The organism is Paenibacillus sp. FSL K6-1566, assembly GCF_038050475.1.
In the GTDB taxonomy this organism is placed as follows: domain Bacteria; phylum Bacillota; class Bacilli; order Paenibacillales; family Paenibacillaceae; genus Paenibacillus_AQ; species Paenibacillus_AQ lactis.
Window position 1 is genome coordinate 2,888,983 of sequence record NZ_JBBOSR010000001.1, and the last position, 19,553, is coordinate 2,908,535.

Annotated in this window: 19 protein-coding genes; 12 read left to right on the top strand and 7 right to left on the bottom strand. The window is 52.0% G+C overall.

All coding sequences use genetic code 11. The annotated features are described in order from the left end of the window. Position 1 precedes the first annotated feature (1 nt). Positions 2-1,264, bottom strand: a complete 1,263-nt coding sequence (locus tag NST08_RS12695; RefSeq protein WP_341341812.1) for a cytochrome P450 — start codon at positions 1,262-1,264, stop codon at positions 2-4. 246 nt (positions 1,265-1,510) lie between these two features. Between NST08_RS12695 and NST08_RS12700 the strand changes: the two genes are divergently transcribed. Then, entirely contained in the window at positions 1,511-2,020 is a 510-nt protein-coding gene (locus NST08_RS12700) for a GyrI-like domain-containing protein (protein WP_341341813.1), read from the top strand. 187 nt (positions 2,021-2,207) lie between these two features. Here the strand turns inward: NST08_RS12700 and NST08_RS12705 are convergent, their stop codons facing one another. Then, positions 2,208-2,828, bottom strand: a complete 621-nt coding sequence (locus tag NST08_RS12705; RefSeq protein ID WP_341341814.1) for a flavin reductase family protein — start codon at positions 2,826-2,828, stop codon at positions 2,208-2,210. A 99-nt stretch (positions 2,829-2,927) separates the two neighbouring features. Here NST08_RS12705 and NST08_RS12710 point away from each other — a divergent pair, with 99 nt between their 5' ends. Then, positions 2,928-3,629 (top strand): ArsR/SmtB family transcription factor, encoded by a 702-nt coding sequence (locus NST08_RS12710; RefSeq protein ID WP_341341815.1) that lies wholly within the window; start codon positions 2,928-2,930, stop codon positions 3,627-3,629. A 113-nt stretch (positions 3,630-3,742) separates the two neighbouring features. Here the strand turns inward: NST08_RS12710 and NST08_RS12715 are convergent, their stop codons facing one another. Next, entirely contained in the window at positions 3,743-4,285 is a 543-nt protein-coding gene (locus NST08_RS12715) for an NADPH-dependent FMN reductase (protein ID WP_007130315.1), read from the bottom strand. 267 nt (positions 4,286-4,552) lie between these two features. Here NST08_RS12715 and NST08_RS12720 point away from each other — a divergent pair, with 267 nt between their 5' ends. Continuing rightward, entirely contained in the window at positions 4,553-5,725 is a 1,173-nt protein-coding gene (locus tag NST08_RS12720) for a GNAT family N-acetyltransferase (RefSeq protein ID WP_341341816.1), read from the top strand. Between the two features lie 50 nt (positions 5,726-5,775). Here the strand turns inward: NST08_RS12720 and NST08_RS12725 are convergent, their stop codons facing one another. Together NST08_RS12725 and NST08_RS12730 are read right to left on the bottom strand one after the other, a co-directional pair. Next, a complete protein-coding gene (locus NST08_RS12725; protein WP_007130313.1) occupies positions 5,776-6,483 on the bottom strand; it encodes a YetF domain-containing protein in 708 nt (235 codons plus the stop codon). 210 nt (positions 6,484-6,693) lie between these two features. Then, entirely contained in the window at positions 6,694-7,512 is an 819-nt protein-coding gene (locus NST08_RS12730; protein WP_007130312.1) for a TerC family protein, read from the bottom strand. Between the two features lie 517 nt (positions 7,513-8,029). Here NST08_RS12730 and NST08_RS12735 point away from each other — a divergent pair. Beyond that, positions 8,030-9,766: an ABC transporter ATP-binding protein gene (locus tag NST08_RS12735; protein WP_341341817.1), complete on the top strand. Its 1,737-nt coding sequence runs from the start codon at positions 8,030-8,032 to the stop codon at positions 9,764-9,766. 353 nt (positions 9,767-10,119) lie between these two features. Further along, a complete protein-coding gene (locus NST08_RS12740; RefSeq protein WP_007130310.1) occupies positions 10,120-10,680 on the top strand; it encodes a pyridoxamine 5'-phosphate oxidase family protein in 561 nt (186 codons plus the stop codon). 18 nt (positions 10,681-10,698) lie between these two features. Here NST08_RS12740 and NST08_RS12745 read toward each other — a convergent pair whose 3' ends face one another. Continuing rightward, positions 10,699-12,063: a hypothetical protein gene (locus tag NST08_RS12745; protein WP_341341818.1), complete on the bottom strand. Its 1,365-nt coding sequence runs from the start codon at positions 12,061-12,063 to the stop codon at positions 10,699-10,701. A gap of 43 nt (positions 12,064-12,106) precedes the next feature. After that, a complete protein-coding gene (locus NST08_RS12750; protein ID WP_341341819.1) occupies positions 12,107-12,361 on the bottom strand; it encodes a DinB family protein in 255 nt (84 codons plus the stop codon). A 178-nt stretch (positions 12,362-12,539) separates the two neighbouring features. On the opposite strand from NST08_RS12750, the gene NST08_RS12755 reads away from it, so the two are divergent. From NST08_RS12755 to NST08_RS12785, 7 genes are all read left to right on the top strand, one after another. Further along, positions 12,540-13,904 carry a helix-turn-helix domain-containing protein gene (locus tag NST08_RS12755; protein WP_341341820.1) on the top strand — a complete coding sequence of 455 codons (1,365 nt, stop codon included), beginning with the start codon at positions 12,540-12,542 and terminating at the stop codon, positions 13,902-13,904. 108 nt (positions 13,905-14,012) lie between these two features. Next, positions 14,013-14,423, top strand: coding sequence for a VOC family protein (locus tag NST08_RS12760; protein WP_341341821.1), 411 nt, complete (start codon positions 14,013-14,015; stop codon positions 14,421-14,423). A 221-nt stretch (positions 14,424-14,644) separates the two neighbouring features. Beyond that, a complete protein-coding gene (locus NST08_RS12765) occupies positions 14,645-15,085 on the top strand; it encodes a DUF4652 domain-containing protein (RefSeq protein WP_341341822.1) in 441 nt (146 codons plus the stop codon). A 243-nt stretch (positions 15,086-15,328) separates the two neighbouring features. Beyond that, positions 15,329-17,437, top strand: a complete 2,109-nt coding sequence (locus NST08_RS12770) for a BglG family transcription antiterminator (RefSeq protein WP_341341823.1) — start codon at positions 15,329-15,331, stop codon at positions 17,435-17,437. Between the two features lie 22 nt (positions 17,438-17,459). Next, positions 17,460-17,891, top strand: coding sequence for a PTS sugar transporter subunit IIA (locus tag NST08_RS12775; RefSeq protein ID WP_007130303.1), 432 nt, complete (start codon positions 17,460-17,462; stop codon positions 17,889-17,891). A gap of 48 nt (positions 17,892-17,939) precedes the next feature. Further along, positions 17,940-18,203 carry a PTS sugar transporter subunit IIB gene (locus NST08_RS12780; RefSeq protein ID WP_007130302.1) on the top strand — a complete coding sequence of 88 codons (264 nt, stop codon included), beginning with the start codon at positions 17,940-17,942 and terminating at the stop codon, positions 18,201-18,203. A gap of 22 nt (positions 18,204-18,225) precedes the next feature. After that, complete coding sequence (locus NST08_RS12785) at positions 18,226-19,524, top strand: PTS ascorbate transporter subunit IIC (RefSeq protein ID WP_213613852.1); 1,299 nt, start codon at positions 18,226-18,228, stop codon at positions 19,522-19,524. Positions 19,525-19,553: the final 29 nt, after the last annotated feature.

The window sequence follows — 19,553 nt, forward strand, 5'->3', positions numbered from 1 at the left end:
ATTACGAATTTAAACGCTTCACGTTGCGGATGATGATGCGGCTGTGCGGCAGGGACGGCATGTCATGAAAACGGAAGCTGAGGTCCTGCAAAGGCACTTCATACCGAATCCAGTTAGCCAGAACATCCGCGCTTTCCTTCATGATCTCGAGCGTAATCCATTCACCGGCGCAGCGGTGACCGGCATCATGATCTCCACCGCCTTGGGGAATAAAGCTGAACGGGCTTCCGTTCCAATCCTTGAACCGATCGGGATTGAACAGCTCGGGCTGGTCCCATAGCTTTGGATGATGATTCGTTCCGTACAGGTCAAGGATCGTCAGCACACCTTTGTTAAATTCATAACCCTTCCACGTAAAATCCCGGATTGCGCGGGCGGGGACAAAGGGGAAGAACGGATAGAATCTTCGAACCTCTTGAACAAAACGCTGAAGCTTGCCTTCCTCAGAGGACATCAGCTTCTCGCGCTCTTCCGGCTGCTGAATGACAGCAAGTGCTGTAAAGCAGACGTAGACTGCAACGGCTACGATCGGACGCAGGATATTCAGGATTTCGACCGCTGCGACCTTCGGGTCGAGCCTATTACCGGCCAGATCCCGATGCTTGGAAAAAACGGAGAGGGCCGTTCCGTTCGCCGGATGCATTCGGCCTTCGCGCACGTCCAGCACCAAGCCCTCCAGCCACTGCTCTGCCTTCGAGCGGGCCATTCTTCCACGCCGATGCTTGATGCCGATTGCAGCCGCGGACTCAATCATGGCACCGAGCCATTCCGTCTTCTCCTTCACCTCCTCCCCGGAAATGGGGATGCCGGCCCATTCACAGGCAGCACGGCAAAGAAGCTCCTTGGCTTCATCGTAGATAACAATCTGCTCCAGCTCCTCAAAGCGTTCGACAGCGAGCATCCACTGCTTTCGAGTGATCTCGCGCATAGCCAGAAGGCCATCACGGTTCATGATAGACATAAACATCGCTTTCCGGTGCCGGTGCTCCTCACCGTCAAGGGTTTGCACGCCGTTTTCACCGAACAAGGTCTTCAGCACACGCTTCGGTGCCGCGCCATGCCGCTGAAATTTCTCCCCGTCGTAAAAAAGCTTGGCCGCCTCTTCGCCTCGCATACAGATGGCGCGTTCGCCTAAGAGCCGTGTTTCAAAAATGTCGGATTGAAAGCCGATGGCCCGGTTGGTCACGTAGAGATAGCCTTCGCGGAGCACGCTCAAGCTGTTGTCTATGCCTTCTTCTTTTGGAATCGGTCTTGATGTTTCCATATGAATCCTCCTGCTGATTTAAATTGGGAAGCGATCATTGCTGGTGAACGAATACTACCTTAATACCCGCCGAGCTGCTGTTTGAATAAATCATGGACTTGATCGCCAGTAACCGATTGCCTGATTCCGCGAGATTTCTCTGTTCAAAAATGTATAAGTTGGATGTCTATTGCAGGAATTGGAGAAGGCTTCATCGAAAAATAAAGGATTGGGAGACCATTCTAAATTAGGAGGTTGTTAGGTCAGATGGCGGCTGAAGTCATTAAGGTTTATCAGGAGCATTTGCCGGCGCTGCGGCTGATCGGCAAACGATATACAGATCAGGACCGCGATGCTGCAGGCAGCTTGGGGGAGAAGTGGGGGGAATGGATCGCGAGCAGTTGGTTCGATGAGCTTGTTAACCTTGGTCCCCTGCCGGAGTCGGAAGGGGCTTCTTACGGAATGATGCGAATGGAGGGAGGACAGTTTGAATATTGGATTGGCATGCTGTTTCCCTCTGAGACCGAAGTTCCGGAAGGTTATGCGCATGCCGATATTGCGGAGAGTGACGTAGGCATCTGCTGGCTGCACGGATCTGATGATAGCGGGGAGCTGTACGGCATTGGCCCCCACAATCAATGCATGGACCAATTGGCCGAGCTAGGCTGGAAGCTTAAAGAAAATCCGTGGTTCTTCGAGAAGTATCACCCGCAGCGCTTTGCTTCGCCGGATGACAAGGGAAAGGTTATTTTGGATTATGGGGCGTATATTCGTTAATATCGTATGATTGATACATAACGGGCCTTTTGGACTATAAGGCCTGTCATCGAAGAATATAAACCAGCCCGCATCCTAGTCAGGAGCGGGCTCGCTCATATTTGATTAGAGGATCTCTACAAGTAGAACGCTGCATATAGGATGGGGACCTCGCTTTGGAAGGACAGCCATCGGTAGATCTTTCGCTTTAGGTCTCCGCACGAAACGTCTTTCCAAGCCGATCGCCAAGACCAAAATAGTGCCGAAAATTATAAATGAGCGGACTCCATTGATTTGGATCAATGTGGTTCTCGTCACGTACGATATCTTCGTGGGCGTGCACATGGATTGCTTCCGTTTCAACAATGGCAAATAATGAAGCATTGGCAGGGCTGTGGATGTTGCTGACGCGGGCCTCAATTTGTATCGGACATTCCAGAATACGTGCAGGCGTGACCGACAGGGAGGGGACTGGGGTCAACCCGGCGATGCCATACTTATCTTTTTCGTGCCGGAATCCGTTTCGAAGCTTGAAGTCCGGTACGGGATCTTTACCGGTATACGGAGCAAGCTTCTCAACCTGCTCCCATAGTGAAGGATCCGGTACGTTAATCACGCATTCCGGGCGATTCTTAAGGTTCTCGATCGCTTTTCCCCCAAGCCCGATGCCTAGCACGATGGAGTGTCCTAGCGCCCATGATGAAGACAAAGGTGAAATGTTCATGCTATCGTCCTCATTCAATGTTGTTAGAAGAATAACGGGTGTACCATAGTAGAGGATGCTTGGATGAATGGTCTTGATAAGCGGTTTTTCTGCAGATGTGTGCATGGTTTCTCCTCCTGATTCATTTCGTTCTTCCAGAATCATTGTAGTCCAGGGATGTTTCGATTATCATCGAAATATGGATGACATGGGAGGAGAAATGAAATGAAGGCACAGGCAAACGCCAATCTGGCGATCGTTGCATCGCTTGTTAGCGAGGGGTCGCGTGCGGCCATGCTCACCGCGATGCTCGACGGCCGCTTTCACCCGGCAAGCGAGCTGGCTTATATGGCGGAAATCAAACCGCAAACGGCGAGCTTCCATCTGTCTAAAATGACGGATGCGGGCATCGTCAGCGTTGAACAGCAGGGGAGGCATCGATATTATGGCATCCGGGACCCGGAGGTCGCACGGATGCTGGAGTCCTTATTGTCAATCGCGCCCCCGGTGGAAATCAAATCGCTCAGGCAAGCTGACGAAGACCGGGCGATTCGTTCCGCAAGGACCTGTTACGATCATTTAGCGGGGAAGCTGGGAATCCAGCTGACGACTTCCTTATTGGAGATGGGAGTTCTTGACGAAAACCATAAGCAATTTGAGGTAACCGCTGCAGGGGAAGCCTTCTTTAGGGATTTCCGCTTGGATCTGGACCGGGCGAGAGCAAAGCGCCGTTCCTTCTCGCATAAATGCCTGGATTGGAGCGAAAGACGCCATCATCTGGCGGGATCGCTGGGAAGCGTTTTGCTTGAGAAGATGCTCGAATTGAAATGGATCGAACGTTTGCCAAAAACACGGGCCGTGCGCGTCACGGAGAAGGGGAAGAAGGGCTTCAAGGCAACCTTCGGGATCGATGTTGAGGGCCGTTAATTCCGTTTGAGATGAGCTTCTCTGCAGCTATTTATTTCCTTATGTAAGCCGGAAAAATAAAAAAGGACTGCACGCCATCATCACCATGATGTCGCAGCAGTCCCTTATAACGATTATTGACGCAGGGTTTTCAAAGCACCGCTCCATGCGAGCACTTGGTCCAGCATGCCGTTCACGTTCGTGAGATGGAGGTCGGCCGGCTTAAACACCGTTCCGTTCTCGAAATCCGTGAACAAGGACAGCGCAGCGTGAATGCGAACGTCCGCAACGGACAATTCGCCCAAAATGCCGCGCAGATGCTCGGCAGCGCGAGCACCGCCGACGGAGCCGTAGCTTACGATGCCCGCAGCTTTGTTATTCCAAGCTTCGCGTGCGTAATCGAGGGCGTTTTTCAGCGCGCCTGTAATACTGTGGTTATACTCTTGCACGATGAATACGAATCCGTCGAGGCTGGCAAGCTTTGCATTCCATGCGGCTGCCTGCTCGGACGCATCGGCCTCACCCAACAGCGGAAGCTTGTAGTCGGCGATGTCTACGATCTCATAATTCGCGTCCCCGCGTTGATCGGCGATGCTCTTCACCCATTCGCCTACCTGTGGGCTCAAGCGGCCTTGACGTGTGCTGCCCAAAATAATACCGATGTTCAATTTCGACACTGTAATTCCCTCCTGATTATTGAAATTGTATTTTATCTTTGTTGGTGTCCTGGTTGCATGAGATAATCATAAACTCAGTCGGTTATTAATGTCAAGTAGCTAACAAAAAGTTTGTTAATTATCCTTAAATCAAGAGAGTTTGTGTCTGTAGCTCGTTGCCATGTAAATGCTATAGTAGAGTAATCGGACCCGCTGTCCCTTATGATAAGATCTTTATCTTGTCGATACCCTTGGGAGGCGCATACCAGAAATTGCGAGGTGGATAACATGATGATCAGACAGTTGAAAACGGACGAGTTCGAAGCCAGCACATCATTAGGTGAATATGCATTTCAATACACATTGACACCCGAGGAGAAAGAAGAGCGGAAAAGCCGCTTCAAACCCGAGCAGACCTGGGGAATTTTCTATGGGGCGGACCTGCAGGCGAAGCTGACCATTCTGCCGCTGCGAACATATCTTCATGGCAAGGCTTTTGACATGGGCGGCATCGCAGGAGTTGCGACATGGCCGGAGAACCGCAGGCAGGGCCATGTTTCAAGGCTTCTGAAGCATGCTTTGAACGAAATGAAGAACGCGGGTCAGACGGTCTCCTTCCTGCATCCGTTCTCCATCCCCTTTTATCGCAAATTTGGGTGGGAGCTGTATGCGGAGTATAAGAAATACGTCATCCCTGTACATAAATTTCCGCCTAAGACCGAGTCGCCGGGACGGATCGTTCGCGATGCGGCGGATCTGCCGGCACTTGATTCCGTCTATCGCTCATTTGCAAGCGGGTATAACGGGACGCTGCTTCGGACTGAAGAGTGGTGGAAGCAATCCGTTCTGGATGATGACGGGCACAATGTGATCTATTATTCGGCTGACGGGGAGCCTCAGGGCTATGCATTGTACCAGCTTAAGGACAAGGAGCTGACATGCGATGAGTTTGTCTTTCTGAATGAAGAAGCCCGCAGCGCCCTGTGGACCTTCTTCGCCAATCATGATTCGCGCATTGAGCAAGTAAGCCTCAAGATGGTTCCTGTAGACGACGAGCTGCCATTCCTGCTTCCGGACCCGCGGGTATCGCAAGAGACGGTCCCATATTTCATGGCACGGATCGTCGATCTGAAATCACTTCTGGAGGAGTATCCGTTTATGAGGGATGTGGAGGTTGGAATTACGCTCAAGGTGCAGGATGCCGCCGCTCCTTGGAACGACGGGGTGTGGCGCTTATCCGTCAATATCGATGGCAGGGGAGAGGCAGAATTGCTGGAGACGAAGGAAGGTGCGGAAGCTGACCTGACCCTGGACATTCAGGCGTTAAGCGCTATTCTAACGGGATATAAGAGGGTGCAAACCCTGCACAAAGCCGGCCGCATTCAAGGGGAAACGCAAAAGGCGGCAGAGCTGGATTCGGTTGTTCCTGTTCGGCAGACATTGCTGATGGACTTTTTCTAAGATTCCGTAACAAAAAGCCTGATCCCAAGGGATCGGCTTTTTTACGTTTATCACCCGTCACGGCGTCCATTCCGGACTTCATGCTTGGAGTAGATGCGGAGTTCTCCGTCATCGCCGTACTCGGCGTAGGCGATGTCATCCATGCGCTCGAAGCCTTGTTCCCGTGCTTTTCTCTTCACGAGCTCGGGATCGATCCTCCGGCCCAGCATGGATTCCTCCAGGATCTTACCTTTATCGATCACCGTTACGGTGAAGGCGTCAGGCCCGGACGAAACGCCTAGGTCCTTGGCGGAAGGAGGCTCGAATTCAGGCTTCTTCATGACAGACAACGAGCCGTCCGTTTCCAGAATCGCAAATTTAACCTCCTGGAGCGAGAAAATGTTTTGCCGCCGAAGCATGGATAATAGCTGCTTGTATTCAATATCGTATTTGTCGAGCCACTTCTGGTTCAGTCTCCCATTGTCGATGAGCAGAACGGCCCGGCCTTCCGTTAAATAACCGAACTTTACGAAATGCGTCGTTGCCTTCTCGAAGAGGTAGGAAAGCGAGGTCCATAGCGTCAGCGCGAATAACAAGTGCGTAATGTGAACGCCGTCGTCGTACAAGGTGTTGCCTACGATTTCGCTTAATATTAAGGAAGACAGGAAATCAAGCGGCGTTAGCTGACTGAGCGTTTTCCGTCCTGTAATGAACGTGATGACCCATAACCCGAAGAAGCTGATCACCAGTTTCATACTCAAATCTATAAACATGTCCATGGCTAAAGCCTCCTAAGCTTGGGATGAAGGAATCGAATTTGCTAATGTATTAAACGGGAAGCGAGCCCCGTAAACAAGTAGGCTGGCATGGCTTTGCCGCGTAAAGGGGACTGCCTGTATACTGTCATATAAAAACGGCCTGTCAACAACCGGTTCTATTCCGGATGACAGGCCGTTTCATTATTAATTTGCTGTATGGAGCTTGAATGATCAGAAGGAATTTCCCGGCTGCTGCTCTTCCACTTCTTTAACGGCATTCTGGTCACTGCTGACTTCCCGCTTCGAGGAGGTGAACCACCCAATGAGCGCAATCAGGACAAGAACGACATAGAAGATCGCTTTCCAGATCGGATTCTCAGGGAAATGATGATTAATGATTGCAACATCCGGATGCGCCAAGGTAATCACGGCGAGCTTGATACCGACCCAACCGACAATAATAAACGCCGCAACTTCAAGTCCAGGGCGCTGCTGCAGCAGCTTAACGAAATAGGACGCTGCAAAACGCATAATGATCAGACCGATGAATCCGCCAAGGAAGATAACGATGAATTGTCCTCCATCCAGGCCTCCGATATTCGGGATGCCGCTCGGCGGAAGCGCGACCGCAAGGGCAACCGCTGCGAGAATCGAGTCCACGGCAAAGGCAATGTCGGCTACCTCGACCTTGAATACGGTCATCCAGAAGCCGGATTGTTTCTTCGGTTTCTCCGGCTTCGGTTCCGCGTCCTCGGTTGGCTTCTTGCCTTTAATGAAGTGCTTCAGGGTGTGATTGATCGAAATGTACAGAAGGTAGAGGGCACCGATTGCCTGTACCTGCCATACGTCCACCAAGAACGAGATGACAAACAGCGATCCGAGACGGAACACAAACGCACCGAGCAAGCCGTAAAAGAGCGCCTTTTTGCGCTGAGCTTCAGGCAGATGCTTGACCATGATCGCCAGGACCAGCGCGTTATCCGCCGCCAGCAGTCCTTCGAGCGCAACGAGCACAAGCAGCACCCATCCGTACTCTAATAATAGCTCCATTCCACATCCTCCTAAGACTTATTGACGAGCATAAAAAAAACCTTCACCGCAGGTGAAGGTCTCAAACACACAAAAAGAGACCTTCACCACAGTGTCTGTGTGGTAAAGGTCTCGCTAACAACGAATCGTTGCCAACAAAGCCGGAGAATAATCTCGAACTGACGACTTTGTTGTAGCAGCTACTCCCCTTTAATCACGTTCATGCTTAGCAAACATTTGGATCAGCTAAGCCGTGATATAAAGATATAAAATTCGAAGCGGGAAGTCAAGAAATTTTTTATAGAATATGTCCGAAGCTAAAAGAATCGATCGGTTGAAAGATAGGGACGTTCCCTTGAATCACGGGATTATTCAAATATAAATATTTGTTACATATATGCGTCGGCCAAATTCGGCGTATGATGTTAATAACCATAAACAGGAAGGGTGTTGAAAATGAGAAGAACAGGATACGCCACCATCAAAAAAAGCAGGAGGGGTATGACAATCTAACCCTCCAACGCGGAGGAGATCCTATTTGAATTCCCGAACGAGAAAATTCTTGTCGTATTACAAGCCGTATATCGGGCTGCTCGCGGCTGATTTGGCCTGCGCATTCATCGTATCGGCCATTACGCTCCTGCTGCCGTTATGCGTAAGGTATATTACGATCAATGTCCTGGAGGAACAAAGGCCGGATGCGCTCAGTCAGATCTACTTGATGGGGGTGGTCATGCTGGGTATGGTGATCATCCACACCCTGTGCGATATGTTCATCTCCTATAAAGGGCATATGATGGGCGCTTACATGGAACGGGACATGAGAAGTGAATTGTTTGACCATTTCCAGAAGCTTTCGTTCAGCTTTTACGACGAGCATAAAACCGGGCAGCTGATGACCCGTGCCACCAATGACATCCTTTCACTGACCGAATTGTATCATCACGGTCCGGAGGACCTGGCGATATCCGTGCTGAAATTTACCGGTGCCTTCATCATTTTGATGTATATTGACGTAAAGCTTACATTCATCGTTTTTATGTTCTTTCCGGTGATGGCCGTGTTCGCGTTCTATTTCAATAAGAGAATGAACAAGGCGCTCCGGGTCAGCAAGGACCGGATCGGGGACATCAATGCCCAAGTAGAGGATTCCTTGTCCGGCATCCGGGTCGTGAAGTCGTTTTCGAACGAGCAGGTGGAGAAGGAGAAGTTCGAATACGAGAACCGCCGCTTTGTCGACAGCAGGAGAGAAGGGTATAAGAGCGAGACTTATTTTCATGAAGGTTTGGTCGGGTTTACGCAGCTGATCACCATTGCAGTGATCGTCTTCGGCGGTGCGGCGATCGTGGATGCTTCGCTTGAGCTTGCGGACCTGCTGACCTTTTTCCTGTGCATCGGCATCCTGATTGAACCGATACAGCGGCTGGTAAATTTTGCGAGGTTATACCAGGAGGGCATCACCGGATTCGACCGGTTTATGGAGATTCTGGAGGTCGAGCCGGACATCGTGGACGCCCCTCATGCCATTGAACTGGCCCATGTGCGCGGCAGCGTGGAATTCCGGAATGTAAGCTTTAAGTATAAGGAGGATTACGGCGAGGTCCTTAAACATGTGTCTCTCCACATCAAACCCGGGGAGTATATTGCCCTTGTCGGGCCGTCCGGGGTCGGCAAAACCACCTTCAGCTCCTTGATCCCAAGATTCTATGAAACGAGCGAAGGCAGCATTCTCATTGACGGCATCCCCATCCGCGATGTTACGCTGCGCTCGCTTCGGAGAAGCATTGGCATCGTTCAACAGGATGTATATTTGTTCTCCGGAACGGTTGCAGACAATATTCGGTATGGGAACATGGAGGCAAGCATGGAGGAGATCGTGGAGGCGGCAAAAAGGGCGAATGCCCATGATTTCATCATGGCATTGCCCGGCGGGTATGACACGGATATCGGTCAACGCGGCGTCAAATTGTCGGGCGGACAGAAGCAGCGGCTCAGCATTGCGCGTGTGTTTTTGAAGAATCCGCCGATTATCATTTTCGACGAAGCGACAAGCTCATTGGATAACGAGAGCGAGCGGGCAGTCCAGCAATCGCTGGAACAGCTGAGCGAGAACCGGACAACAATCGTCATTGCCCATCGTCTGTCGACCGTCCGCAACGCGCAGCGGATTATCGTCCTATCCGATGACGGAATTGAGGAGCAGGGAACGCACGAAGAGCTGATCGGGAAGAAAGGGCGATACGCCCATTTATATGAAACGCAGCTGCGCGTTTGAGGATCAGTTAAGGCATGCAAGGCAGGGGCTTGAAAAAAACACCATCGCGGTGCGTTGGCATGCTGTTAACCGGTTATCGGCGCGATTTTCATGGAAAGCCTGCGAAAGCAGGCTTTCTTCCTGTTCCATCTGACAGGACATTGGATCGCTATTCCTCGGGGGCCAAAATATGGTTTATTTGTCTTCCTTCATCGAGTACAATGTACATAATTTATTCGAAGTACGCTCTATAGCGTAAACATTGCCGCAGCGATAAGGGCTGAACATGCCTGTATACACTGCCGTATTTTATTAGTATGGGTGGCAGGGCGGCTTTGGGCGTGATGCCAATCTATAAGAGGAGGCCTATTGAAATGGGGAAACAATTTCCGTCCATGCTCCCGGAGCATATGGCGTTTATCCGGAAACAGCATCTGTTTTTTGTCGGGACTGCGGCATCGTCACCTGATGGGCATGTGAATCTGTCGCCGAAGGGGTATGATACCTTTCGCATCCTGTCCGAGAATCAAGTTGCATACCTGGATCTGACCGGGAGCGGGAATGAGACAAGCGCTCATATTGTGGAGAATGGCCGGATTACGGTTATGTTCTGCGCGTTTGAAGGCCCTCCCAACATTTTGCGTCTCTATGGGACCGGAACGGTTCTGCTGCCTGGAGACGAGCGATGGGAAGAGCTGTACAGCCGCTTCGAGCCAATTGCCGGCGCGAGGCAAATTATTGTCGTTGACGTGCACAAGGTACAGACTTCATGCGGTTATGCCGTGCCTTTCATGACTTATGAGAAGGAACGGGACACACTCCAGCGATGGGCGGAGCATAAAGGGGAAGAGGGGCTCGCGAGTTATTGGCAGGAGAAAAACATGCATACCATCGACGGATTGCCAACCCCTCTGGGAAGGAGAATCGGTAAGTAGAACTCGGGAGTTTTTTATTTAGCGAATGAACTTGAGCGTCCGGCTGAGCTGAAGGATGTGACCTCGATCCGCCCATAAAATAAAATAAGGATAAGAGCTGCCTTGAATAACAACCGGCTCCGGATATTTAACGATCAGTGCGGACTGGTTCCCCATTTCGGCGGGCTGATCTGCGGAAGGGAATATATAGCAGGCAGCTTGAGACTGAATGACAGCCGGGATGATCCTCGGATTGCTGCCATAGGGTCTTAAGGGATGAAATGCCTCCGATCTGCACACCTCGTGGATGTCCGCTTCGGACATGATGGCGGATATTTGGAAAAAACCGTCCGGGCCTTCGTATCGCTCATCGGTCACCCGCACCCAATTCATTGGGTAGTAGAATGATACGTTGTACGCTGAATTGCGATATAAGCGGTATGGATGGATAGCCGGTCTTGGCGGTGACCACGCTAAAGCCGTAATTCGTCCTGCATCAACGATTTTAACGGGGGGTAAGGAGGCTGCTGTATCCACGATCCAAATTTGAGATGCAGGCTCTTGTTCGCCGCAGCCCGATAAATAAGCGATGCGACTGCCGTCCGGCGACCAGCTTACCGGCGTTGCGAAGCAGCTTGAGATCGCCAGTGTTCGCTGCTGCCCCCCATTCCGAGCATCGGTCTGGATGTAAGAAATATACTGATTCTGAATCAAATCCGTCGCACTATACGAGATTAGAGAGGAGTCCGGCGACCATGCGGGATAATAGTTTTTGGCCTGCGGACCGCCTTCGAGCTGACGGCGTTCGCCCGTTGCCAGGTTGACAACCGATATCAAGGATATGCTGACTCCCGGCGATGTATAGAGCGCAAACTGCCCGTCAGGGGAAATCCTGACGTCGTGAAGCGGACCTTCGGTATTCTGCGTTAATTGAACCCTGTTGTCTGTGCCAGCTATGTCGGTTCGGAATAGCTGCACGTTTCCCATTTCATCCGGGGCGGCATAGAGGAGCGCTTCCCCGGAAGGAAACCACTGGGCATCGGCTGCCCCCTCGTGAACGATCCCAGTGCTGAGATGTAAGCGAATGTCGTAGATGACGATCCGGCTGCCCTTTACGTAGGTCAAATACCTGCTGTCCGGCGACCAGCTCAGCAGCGTATAGGGCTCGATCTGATCGATGCGGGCCAGGTTGCCGTCCTGCATATCCAACACAAACACAATACCGTTACGGCCGATGAAGGATACAAAGCGGGTGTCCGGCGACCAGTATGGAATGGAATGCGCTTCGCCCAGATTCTCGGTCAGCCTGAATATGCGGCCGTCTGCAAGCCGGTACATCCAGATGTCGTAAGCCGTGCTCCCAGAAGCTGCCGTAAATAGAATTGCATCTTCCATGTTATTCATCCCTAGGGATCCACCTTTCGTGAACGCTGATTCTATAGTGTATTCATTCGTCCGAAATAGGCGAATCGGAAGCCTCGGTTACGCATTTTATTTCATGCGGATCCATTTTTTCTTTAGTGAGCACCTGGATCCACAGGTATTGATCGAGAAAGATATGGCCTGCATTCCACCGCATATTGTTATTGAAACCCGAAGGGACTAGATCGGCTTCCTCATCCGTAACATCCCTCAGTGCATCCATAACCGTGCTGCGATAGCTCTCCATCTTTTTGAATAAAATCTCGTGCCGTTTTTTCATCGGTGGGGACCCTTATCTATTCGCAATCATCTTATGCATTTTCAATACCAGCTCCGCATTTCCTTTCCCGAAGAGATTCTTAAAATGATAAAATTGTTCAGTCGCATCGCAGCTAAGTTTGCTATCATAGTTTCAAAAGATCATGATTATCAACGTTGCAAGCGGGGAGATAAGCAGCATGCATACAAGCGACATTGTCAGGCGAGCCATGGATTATATGGAGGAGTTTCTTGACGAGCCCCTGGATCTGTCCGATATCGCCAAGACGGCTGGGGTCTCGGTAGCCCACCTGTACCGGGTGTTCTACAGCTTGACTGGCCATCCGGTCAAAGAATACATACGCAAACGCAGAACCAGCGAGGCTGCCGGCTTGCTGCGTACAACCGACTTGGGGGCAATGGATATCGCAATCCGATGCGGTTTCGAGACCTATCGAGCATTCTTGAAGGCATTCAAGCGATACACGGGACTGACACCGACCGAATATCGGGACGCGGAATCCTTCTTCAGCTTCGAACGCCTCCCGCTCGAAGATAGCGGCACCTCCCATGAGAGGGGGGTGTTCGGCCAGCATGCGCATTCGGATATCCGAATTGTCCGGCTGCCGCCGCGGAAAGGAATCGGATACTTGCATGTTTCGGAGCGAGAGGATGGACTGGAAGAAGATGCCCTGAAACGTTTTCGTGCATGCTTGGCCGCAAGGGGACAGGAGCTTTGTGACATGAGTGTATTCGGCTGGAACGTCGATCTTGACGAGTGGAGGCCTTTGTTTGGGTATCAGCTGCTTGCTCCTGATATCCCGTTCGGTCCGGGAGGCATCGTTCATCCGGAGCTAAAGCCCGTTGATCTTCAGGGTGGGGTGTATGCCAGCTGCAGAGCCCGTGCTTTGTCGGCTGAGCAGATTGTCGGGGACTGGAACAGGCTCTATTCCGGCTGGCTTCCGGGGAGCCGGTTCGAACCAGCCTCGGAACGGCTTTTTGAACAATTTGTGTTCAAGGGAGATCAGATCATGCAGGTGCATCTTTATCTCCCGGTGGTACGCAGCCGGAAGACACAACCCATAGAAATCGTTGAGCTCAAGCCGGTCGACGTCTTGGCGTTTCGGGCCGAAGGGTCCGGGTCGATAATACGTGCCGACCAGGCTGCGATCGAGTGGTTGAAGAGCAGCGGATGGGACGGGGATGACGGCTTCGCAGTGTTTATGAGCTGGCGGAAAGCTACGACAGATGATGAACCATCCGCTTGCGAAGTCTTCATAGCTCTCCCGCAAGGATACAGGCGATCACCAGTGGATACCGGTAGGCTTACCCGGCTTGATGGGGGCTTATACGCATGCTTGGCTTCAGAGGCGGGCGGTACGATGACTGGTGTGCTGGAGGTCTTGAATCGCTGGTTGGAGGCCTCGGCAGACTATAGTCCAGACGCTGGCCGATCTTGGTTCATTCGTTATCTGCCTCAATCGAACGGGTCTACGCAGCTCTCAAGTTCTCGCTCCCGACCGAATACGTTCTGCTGCGTGCCGATAACCCGATCACATGGATAAGGAGAGACGACTATGAATCCGCTGAGGAGAAAAGAACAGGAAATGCCCGAAGGATACCGCCCCTTCAAGGCACCTCGAGTGATGAAATTGCTGAACGGAGGAACTAGTATGAACGGATCTCGGAAAGAAGCGGATGGACTGTCATCCGCCAGCCCGATCAAGAATAAAGTAGGGAGCATTTTCGTGCCGGTCCGCGATATCGAACGATCCCGTGTCTGGTACTGCCGCATGCTTGGATTAAATGAAGAGGAATGTTCGATCCTGAACGGTCATTTATGTCCGCTGCCGATGGAGGGGACCGGGATTATCCTGGATACGATGCCAATGTGGGGCGGCGGTCGGGAAGAGGGAGCGCCGCATATCGAGACGCCTGCCTTCATGCTCCTGACGCAAGACTTGCAAGGATCTTATACGTACATGAAGGAGCTGGGCGCAGAAATCGTAACGGAGATCGAGCACGACCACTGGTTCGTCGTCAAGGATCCGGATGGAAACAAGCTGATGATCTGCAAAGAATAATAAGATTTCGTCCACACAACAAGATCCCATCAAAGGTGAATAAGCCGGCGGATACCTCCGGCTTATTCGGCATATGCAGAACGCAAATCACATTGCCGACCAGCGGCTTGTTCAGGACGGTGAGAGAATTGCTACATGCCATTGTTGCACTTTCGATACCGAAACCTCATCTTCTCGTAACCTCTGACGAGCCGTACCCGTTTATAATGTGGTAAATCATATTGGCCAGCGCTTTTCCATCCAAACCGATGGTTTCGCCGGATGGACTCAAATTAACTTTTATCGCTCCGTTCGAATTCGAAATGTCGGGTGAAATTTGGCTGTACGATCATACCCGGAACAATACGAACAAAATATTGTCATCGGATGACTTTCCTTCTGATCTTTCGCCGAAAAGAGTGTATTGGCTGGATGATGCACATCTGCTGATCTCCACGGGCAATAAATATGGAACCATTCCTTCCACAAGGCAGCTTTTTGTCTATTCGTTGAATAGCGGAGATATGCAGGAGAAATATGCAGTTCAAGAAACGCAGCATATCGCCTCGATTACCCTGCAAGAAGCCTTGATCCAATTAAAGATCGAAACCTATGACGATAATTTTATGGAGATTACGGGTACTCAAAACGTCAATTACCCAGTTAGTAAATTTCTGGAGTAATCCAATATAAATAGCGAAAGGACCTCGCAGGCATTTTTTCCCGCAGGTTCTTTTTTTGATGCCGGCCTTAACGCATGTTATGCTGGACTTCCCAAAAGCCGAATTTGGGGATCCGTATAATTTTGCACACGAAACCGTACGAGGTTTGCGCTGTTGTCATGCCTCGCTACTAACGTATAATTCATTGCAAGCAGGGATACCCGCAATAAGAAAGGAGGGGTCACCATTCTTGATGAACGCAGCATGTCGATCCTGGAGCTTCTGCAGAAAACGGCCGACTACGTTCCGATCCAGGAAATGATGGATACCTTCAACATCTCCAAACGAACGGTTTATTACGATATGGATAAAATCAACGGATGGCTGCGCTTTCAGCAGCTGCCGCCGGTCGCATACGTTCGGGAAACCGGGTACCTGCTGCCTCAGGAAACGCGGTCGGAGCTGCCGAAACGGATGAAAGACGTTCCGGCGACCCACTACTATCTTTCCCGCGAGGAACGCAAGGCATGGCTCGGCCTGCACTTGATCAGCCGCAGCGAGCCGATGTATCTGCATCATATGGAGGAGCTGCTGCAGGTCAGCCGGGGCACCGCCCATTCGGAGCTGAAGGAGCTTCGCAGCGAGTTGAGACGTTTTTGCTTACAGATCGTTTATGAACGCAAACGGGGCTATACCGTGCAGGGGAACGAGAAGGATGTAAGAGCTGCGATATCCTCCTTTTTGAATGATTTGCTTCCCTCCGTCAGCACCGAAGGGATTCGAGTTCGAATCGAGCAGCTGATGACGGAGGAACTGTTCCGCGCATCTGCGATGATGCTGGAAACAGAGCAGTGGTCCGCGGTATATGACATGATCGCATCCGGCGAACGCTTGATCGGTATGGAATTGTCCGATGAGACCATTGCCCATCTGGCGTCCCGGTTAATCCTGTACACGAGCAGATTTCTCCAAGGGCACCCAGTCGAGCTGGATGACGAGGAGAAATCGGCGCTGCTGCAGGTCCCGCAATACCGGGCGGCTCAGGAAATCGCGGGACGCCTGGGGTCATTGGCAGGAGCGGATTTGCCGGAAGATGAGGTGTGTTATATTACGATCCAGCTGCTGACGGGCAAAGTGAACAAGCTCGAGGTCGAACCGGACAGCCAGGAAGCGAGGCGGGTCCGGGAAGCGGTTCGACGGATGATCGAGGCCTTTGAGCATCAGGGCTGCGTTCATTTCCGCAACCGGGCGGAGCTTGAGAAGCCGCTCGTGCTTCATGTGAAGTCATTATATTACCGTGCAAAGTACGGGATCCCGGCAGATAATCCGTTGGCGGAGACGATCATGGTGAAATACCGGGAGATATTCGAGCTGACGAAGCAATCGGCTCAGCCATTGGAAGGGCTGCTGGGCCGTCCGCTGAGCGAGCATGAAATCTCATATCTGACGATGCATTTCGGCGGCTGGATACGCAGTCAAGACATCGTATTGTCGCCCCGGAAGACAGCGGTCATCGTATGCGTTAACGGCATATCCGCTTCCCGGCTGCTCAAGGTTCAGATCGAGCAGCTGCTCCCGTCCGTTGATTTGGTTGCGATCCTGTCGCTGCGGCAATACGAGACGTTTGAACGAAGCGTCGATTTCGTCTTTTCCACAGTCCCGCTTCATGGCAGCAAGGTTCCCGTATTTACCGTTCCGGCCGTTCTGAACGATACCGAGAAGGTTCACTTGCTGAATCAGCTGACCCCTTACATTAAAGGGAACGGCGGACCGCTGCCCGGACCTTCCGCGCAGGCCATCGTCGATCTGGTAGGAAAGCATGTCGAGATTCCCGACAAAGCGCTGCTGCTGGAAGAGATTCAGCGGTATCTGACGGCGGCGAAAAGCATCGCACCCGCAGACTACAAACCAACGCTTGCGGAGCTGCTGCCTGCATCGCGAATACAAATACTCGACAGCGTTTCCGATTGGCGAAGCGCGATTCGTACAGCCGCCGATCCGCTGGTGAAAGAAGGGTGTATCCAGACGCAGTACGTTCAGGCGATGATCGATAACGTCGAGCGGTACGGACCGTACATCGTCACTGCACCAGGAATCGCCATTGCCCATGCGAAGCCGGAGGATGGAGCCTTCCGTCATGCGATGGCGTTGATCAGCATCCGCAGCGGCGTGCCCTTCAGCGATGAATCCAGGCATTTGGTTCACGGACTGTTCGTCATGGTGAGCGCGGACGGCGAGTCGCATCTGAAGGCATTGTCGCAGCTAACGCATCTGCTTAGAGACGACGGCAACCGCATTTTGATGGGACAAGCTGACAGCAAAGAGGATGTGCTGCAGCTCATCCGCAAGTATTCGACGACCTCAGAAGAATGAAGAGACATGAAGGAGGAGCAAGATGCGTTTGTTTGATAAAAGCCTGGTAAATCTCGATATCGAAGTTAAGGATGCGGAGGAGGCCATCCGCGGTGCCGGACAGCTGCTGGTGGACAGCGGCGCGGCGGAGGCATCCTATGTGGAAGCCATGTTGGCGGCCTACCGAGAGAAGGGGCCTTACATCGTGATCGCCCCGCATATTGCGCTTCCCCATGCCAAAGCGGAGAGCGGCGTCCATGAAGCTGCGGTCGCTTTTGCCCGATTGAAGGAGCCGGTCAAGTTCGGCCATGCCGACAATGACCCGGTGGATCTGGTCTTCGCGCTAGGATCATCGTCAAGCTCTGACCATATCAAGCTGCTGCGCACCTTATCCTCGCTCCTGACCGATCCGGCAAATATCGAAGCGATCCGCAGCGCCAAAAGCGCGGAGGAGCTTGAGAATTTATTGAAGTAATCCGTCATGGATATCCGTATCAAACCTAAATTACAGGAGGTAATCGATATGAAAATCATATGTGTGTGTGGACTTGGACAAGGCACGAGTTTGATTCTGCGAATGAACGTGGAGAATGTGCTGAAAGATCTCGGTGTTCAAGCGGACGTCGAGCATACGGATGTCTCAACGGCTTCAGGGATGTCTGCCGATTTTATCGTGACCAGCAACGAATTGGCGCAAAGTCTGCCGGGCCATTCCGCTACGATTGTCATCGTCAACAATTACTTCGACCTGAACGAAATCAAGGAAAAGCTTCAGGAAGCTCTATAAAAAGTAACGAGGGGGAACGCTCGTGAGTGTTATATCCTGGATTGCAACGAATATTTTCGGGACTCCTGCCGTTCTGCTTGGTTTCATTGTTCTGCTCGGATTATTACTGCAGAAGAAATCGGCAAGCCAGATCGTCAGCGGCACCTTCAAGGCGATTATCGGCTTCTTGATCATCAGCGCAGGATCCGACGTTATTGTGAAAGCACTCAATGTTTTCGAACCGATGTGGAAGGAAGTGTTCGGCCTTAAATCGGAATCGCTGGGGCAGTTTCTGGGCCAGGATTCGTTTAATGCCCAATACGGAAGCGCGATTACGCTGGCGATGCTGGCCGGATTTATGATCAACGTCCTGCTCGCCCGGTTTACCCGGTTCAAGTATATTTACCTGACCGGACATATGATGTTCTGGACCACCACCGTATTTGCGGGCATCGTCGTGCACACGGCAGGTGGGAGCGTCCCGCAATGGAAGCTTGTGCTGTTCCTGGCGGTTATCCTTGGCCTGTACTGGACGTTTCAGCCTGCGCTCACGCAGCCGTTTATGCGAAAAATTACCGGAAACGATAACATCGCGCTCGGGCACAGCTCGGCATCCGTCGCGCTGCTTGCGGCCCTGCTCGGGAAGTGGATCGGCAATAAGGAGAATGATTCGGAGAAGATCAAGGTACCGAAAGGGCTTGAATTCCTAAGGGATTCGAACGTCATCACGGCGCTTAGCATGGGTGTGCTGTTCCTGATTGGCGCGATCATTCTCTCGCTGAAAGGAACGCCTGCTGCACAGGAGCTGATCGCCCAGTCCGGAGAGCAGAACTTTTTGGTCTATTCCATCATGCAATCGTTTACTTTCGCCGGGGGCATCGCGATCGTGCTGCTGGGGGTCCGGATGTTCATCGGCGAGCTGGTGCCGGCTTTTAACGGGATTGCGACGAAGCTCGTGCCTGGCGCGAAACCTGCGCTTGATTCACCGGTGACCTACCCTTATGCCCCGAATGCCGTCGTGCTCGGATTCGTCGGCGCATTCGCCGGTGCGTTAATCTGGCTTGTCGTCCTTGGGAACACGATGTCGTATATCTTTGTTCCGACGATGATCGTCCTGTTCTTCCATGGCGCCACCGCCGGCGTGTTCGGCAATTCGACAGGAGGCGTCCGCGGAGCGCTGCTAGGCGGATTCATCACATCTACCGTCGTGGCATGGGGTCAATTCATCATGGTGCGATTCCTGATCTCGACCACCATCCCGGATACGGCCATGTGGGCCGCCGATTCGGATATGTTTATCCTCGGTCCGATCATCCGCTTCTTGTCGGAGCTGTTGTTCTGAATCGGCGTGCCGATCTTCCTGATCGGAAT

Excerpts from the sequence above, each read along its gene's own strand:
- NST08_RS12695 (WP_341341812.1), bottom strand. The coding sequence starts at position 1,264 with ATGGAAACATCAAGACCGATTCCAAAAGAAGAAGGCATAGACAACAGC.
- NST08_RS12700 (WP_341341813.1), top strand. The coding sequence starts at position 1,511 with ATGGCGGCTGAAGTCATTAAGGTTTATCAGGAGCATTTGCCGGCGCTG.
- NST08_RS12705 (WP_341341814.1), bottom strand. The coding sequence starts at position 2,828 with ATGCACACATCTGCAGAAAAACCGCTTATCAAGACCATTCATCCAAGC.
- NST08_RS12710 (WP_341341815.1), top strand. The coding sequence starts at position 2,928 with ATGAAGGCACAGGCAAACGCCAATCTGGCGATCGTTGCATCGCTTGTT.
- NST08_RS12720 (WP_341341816.1), top strand. The coding sequence starts at position 4,553 with ATGATGATCAGACAGTTGAAAACGGACGAGTTCGAAGCCAGCACATCA.
- NST08_RS12725 (WP_007130313.1), bottom strand. The coding sequence starts at position 6,483 with ATGGACATGTTTATAGATTTGAGTATGAAACTGGTGATCAGCTTCTTC.
- NST08_RS12730 (WP_007130312.1), bottom strand. The coding sequence starts at position 7,512 with ATGGAGCTATTATTAGAGTACGGATGGGTGCTGCTTGTGCTCGTTGCG.
- NST08_RS12740 (WP_007130310.1), top strand. The coding sequence starts at position 10,120 with ATGGGGAAACAATTTCCGTCCATGCTCCCGGAGCATATGGCGTTTATC.
- NST08_RS12745 (WP_341341818.1), bottom strand. The coding sequence starts at position 12,063 with ATGAATAACATGGAAGATGCAATTCTATTTACGGCAGCTTCTGGGAGC.
- NST08_RS12750 (WP_341341819.1), bottom strand. The coding sequence starts at position 12,361 with ATGAAAAAACGGCACGAGATTTTATTCAAAAAGATGGAGAGCTATCGC.
- NST08_RS12755 (WP_341341820.1), top strand. The coding sequence starts at position 12,540 with ATGCATACAAGCGACATTGTCAGGCGAGCCATGGATTATATGGAGGAG.
- NST08_RS12760 (WP_341341821.1), top strand. The coding sequence starts at position 14,013 with ATGAACGGATCTCGGAAAGAAGCGGATGGACTGTCATCCGCCAGCCCG.
- NST08_RS12770 (WP_341341823.1), top strand. The coding sequence starts at position 15,329 with ATGTCGATCCTGGAGCTTCTGCAGAAAACGGCCGACTACGTTCCGATC.
- NST08_RS12775 (WP_007130303.1), top strand. The coding sequence starts at position 17,460 with ATGCGTTTGTTTGATAAAAGCCTGGTAAATCTCGATATCGAAGTTAAG.
- NST08_RS12780 (WP_007130302.1), top strand. The coding sequence starts at position 17,940 with ATGAAAATCATATGTGTGTGTGGACTTGGACAAGGCACGAGTTTGATT.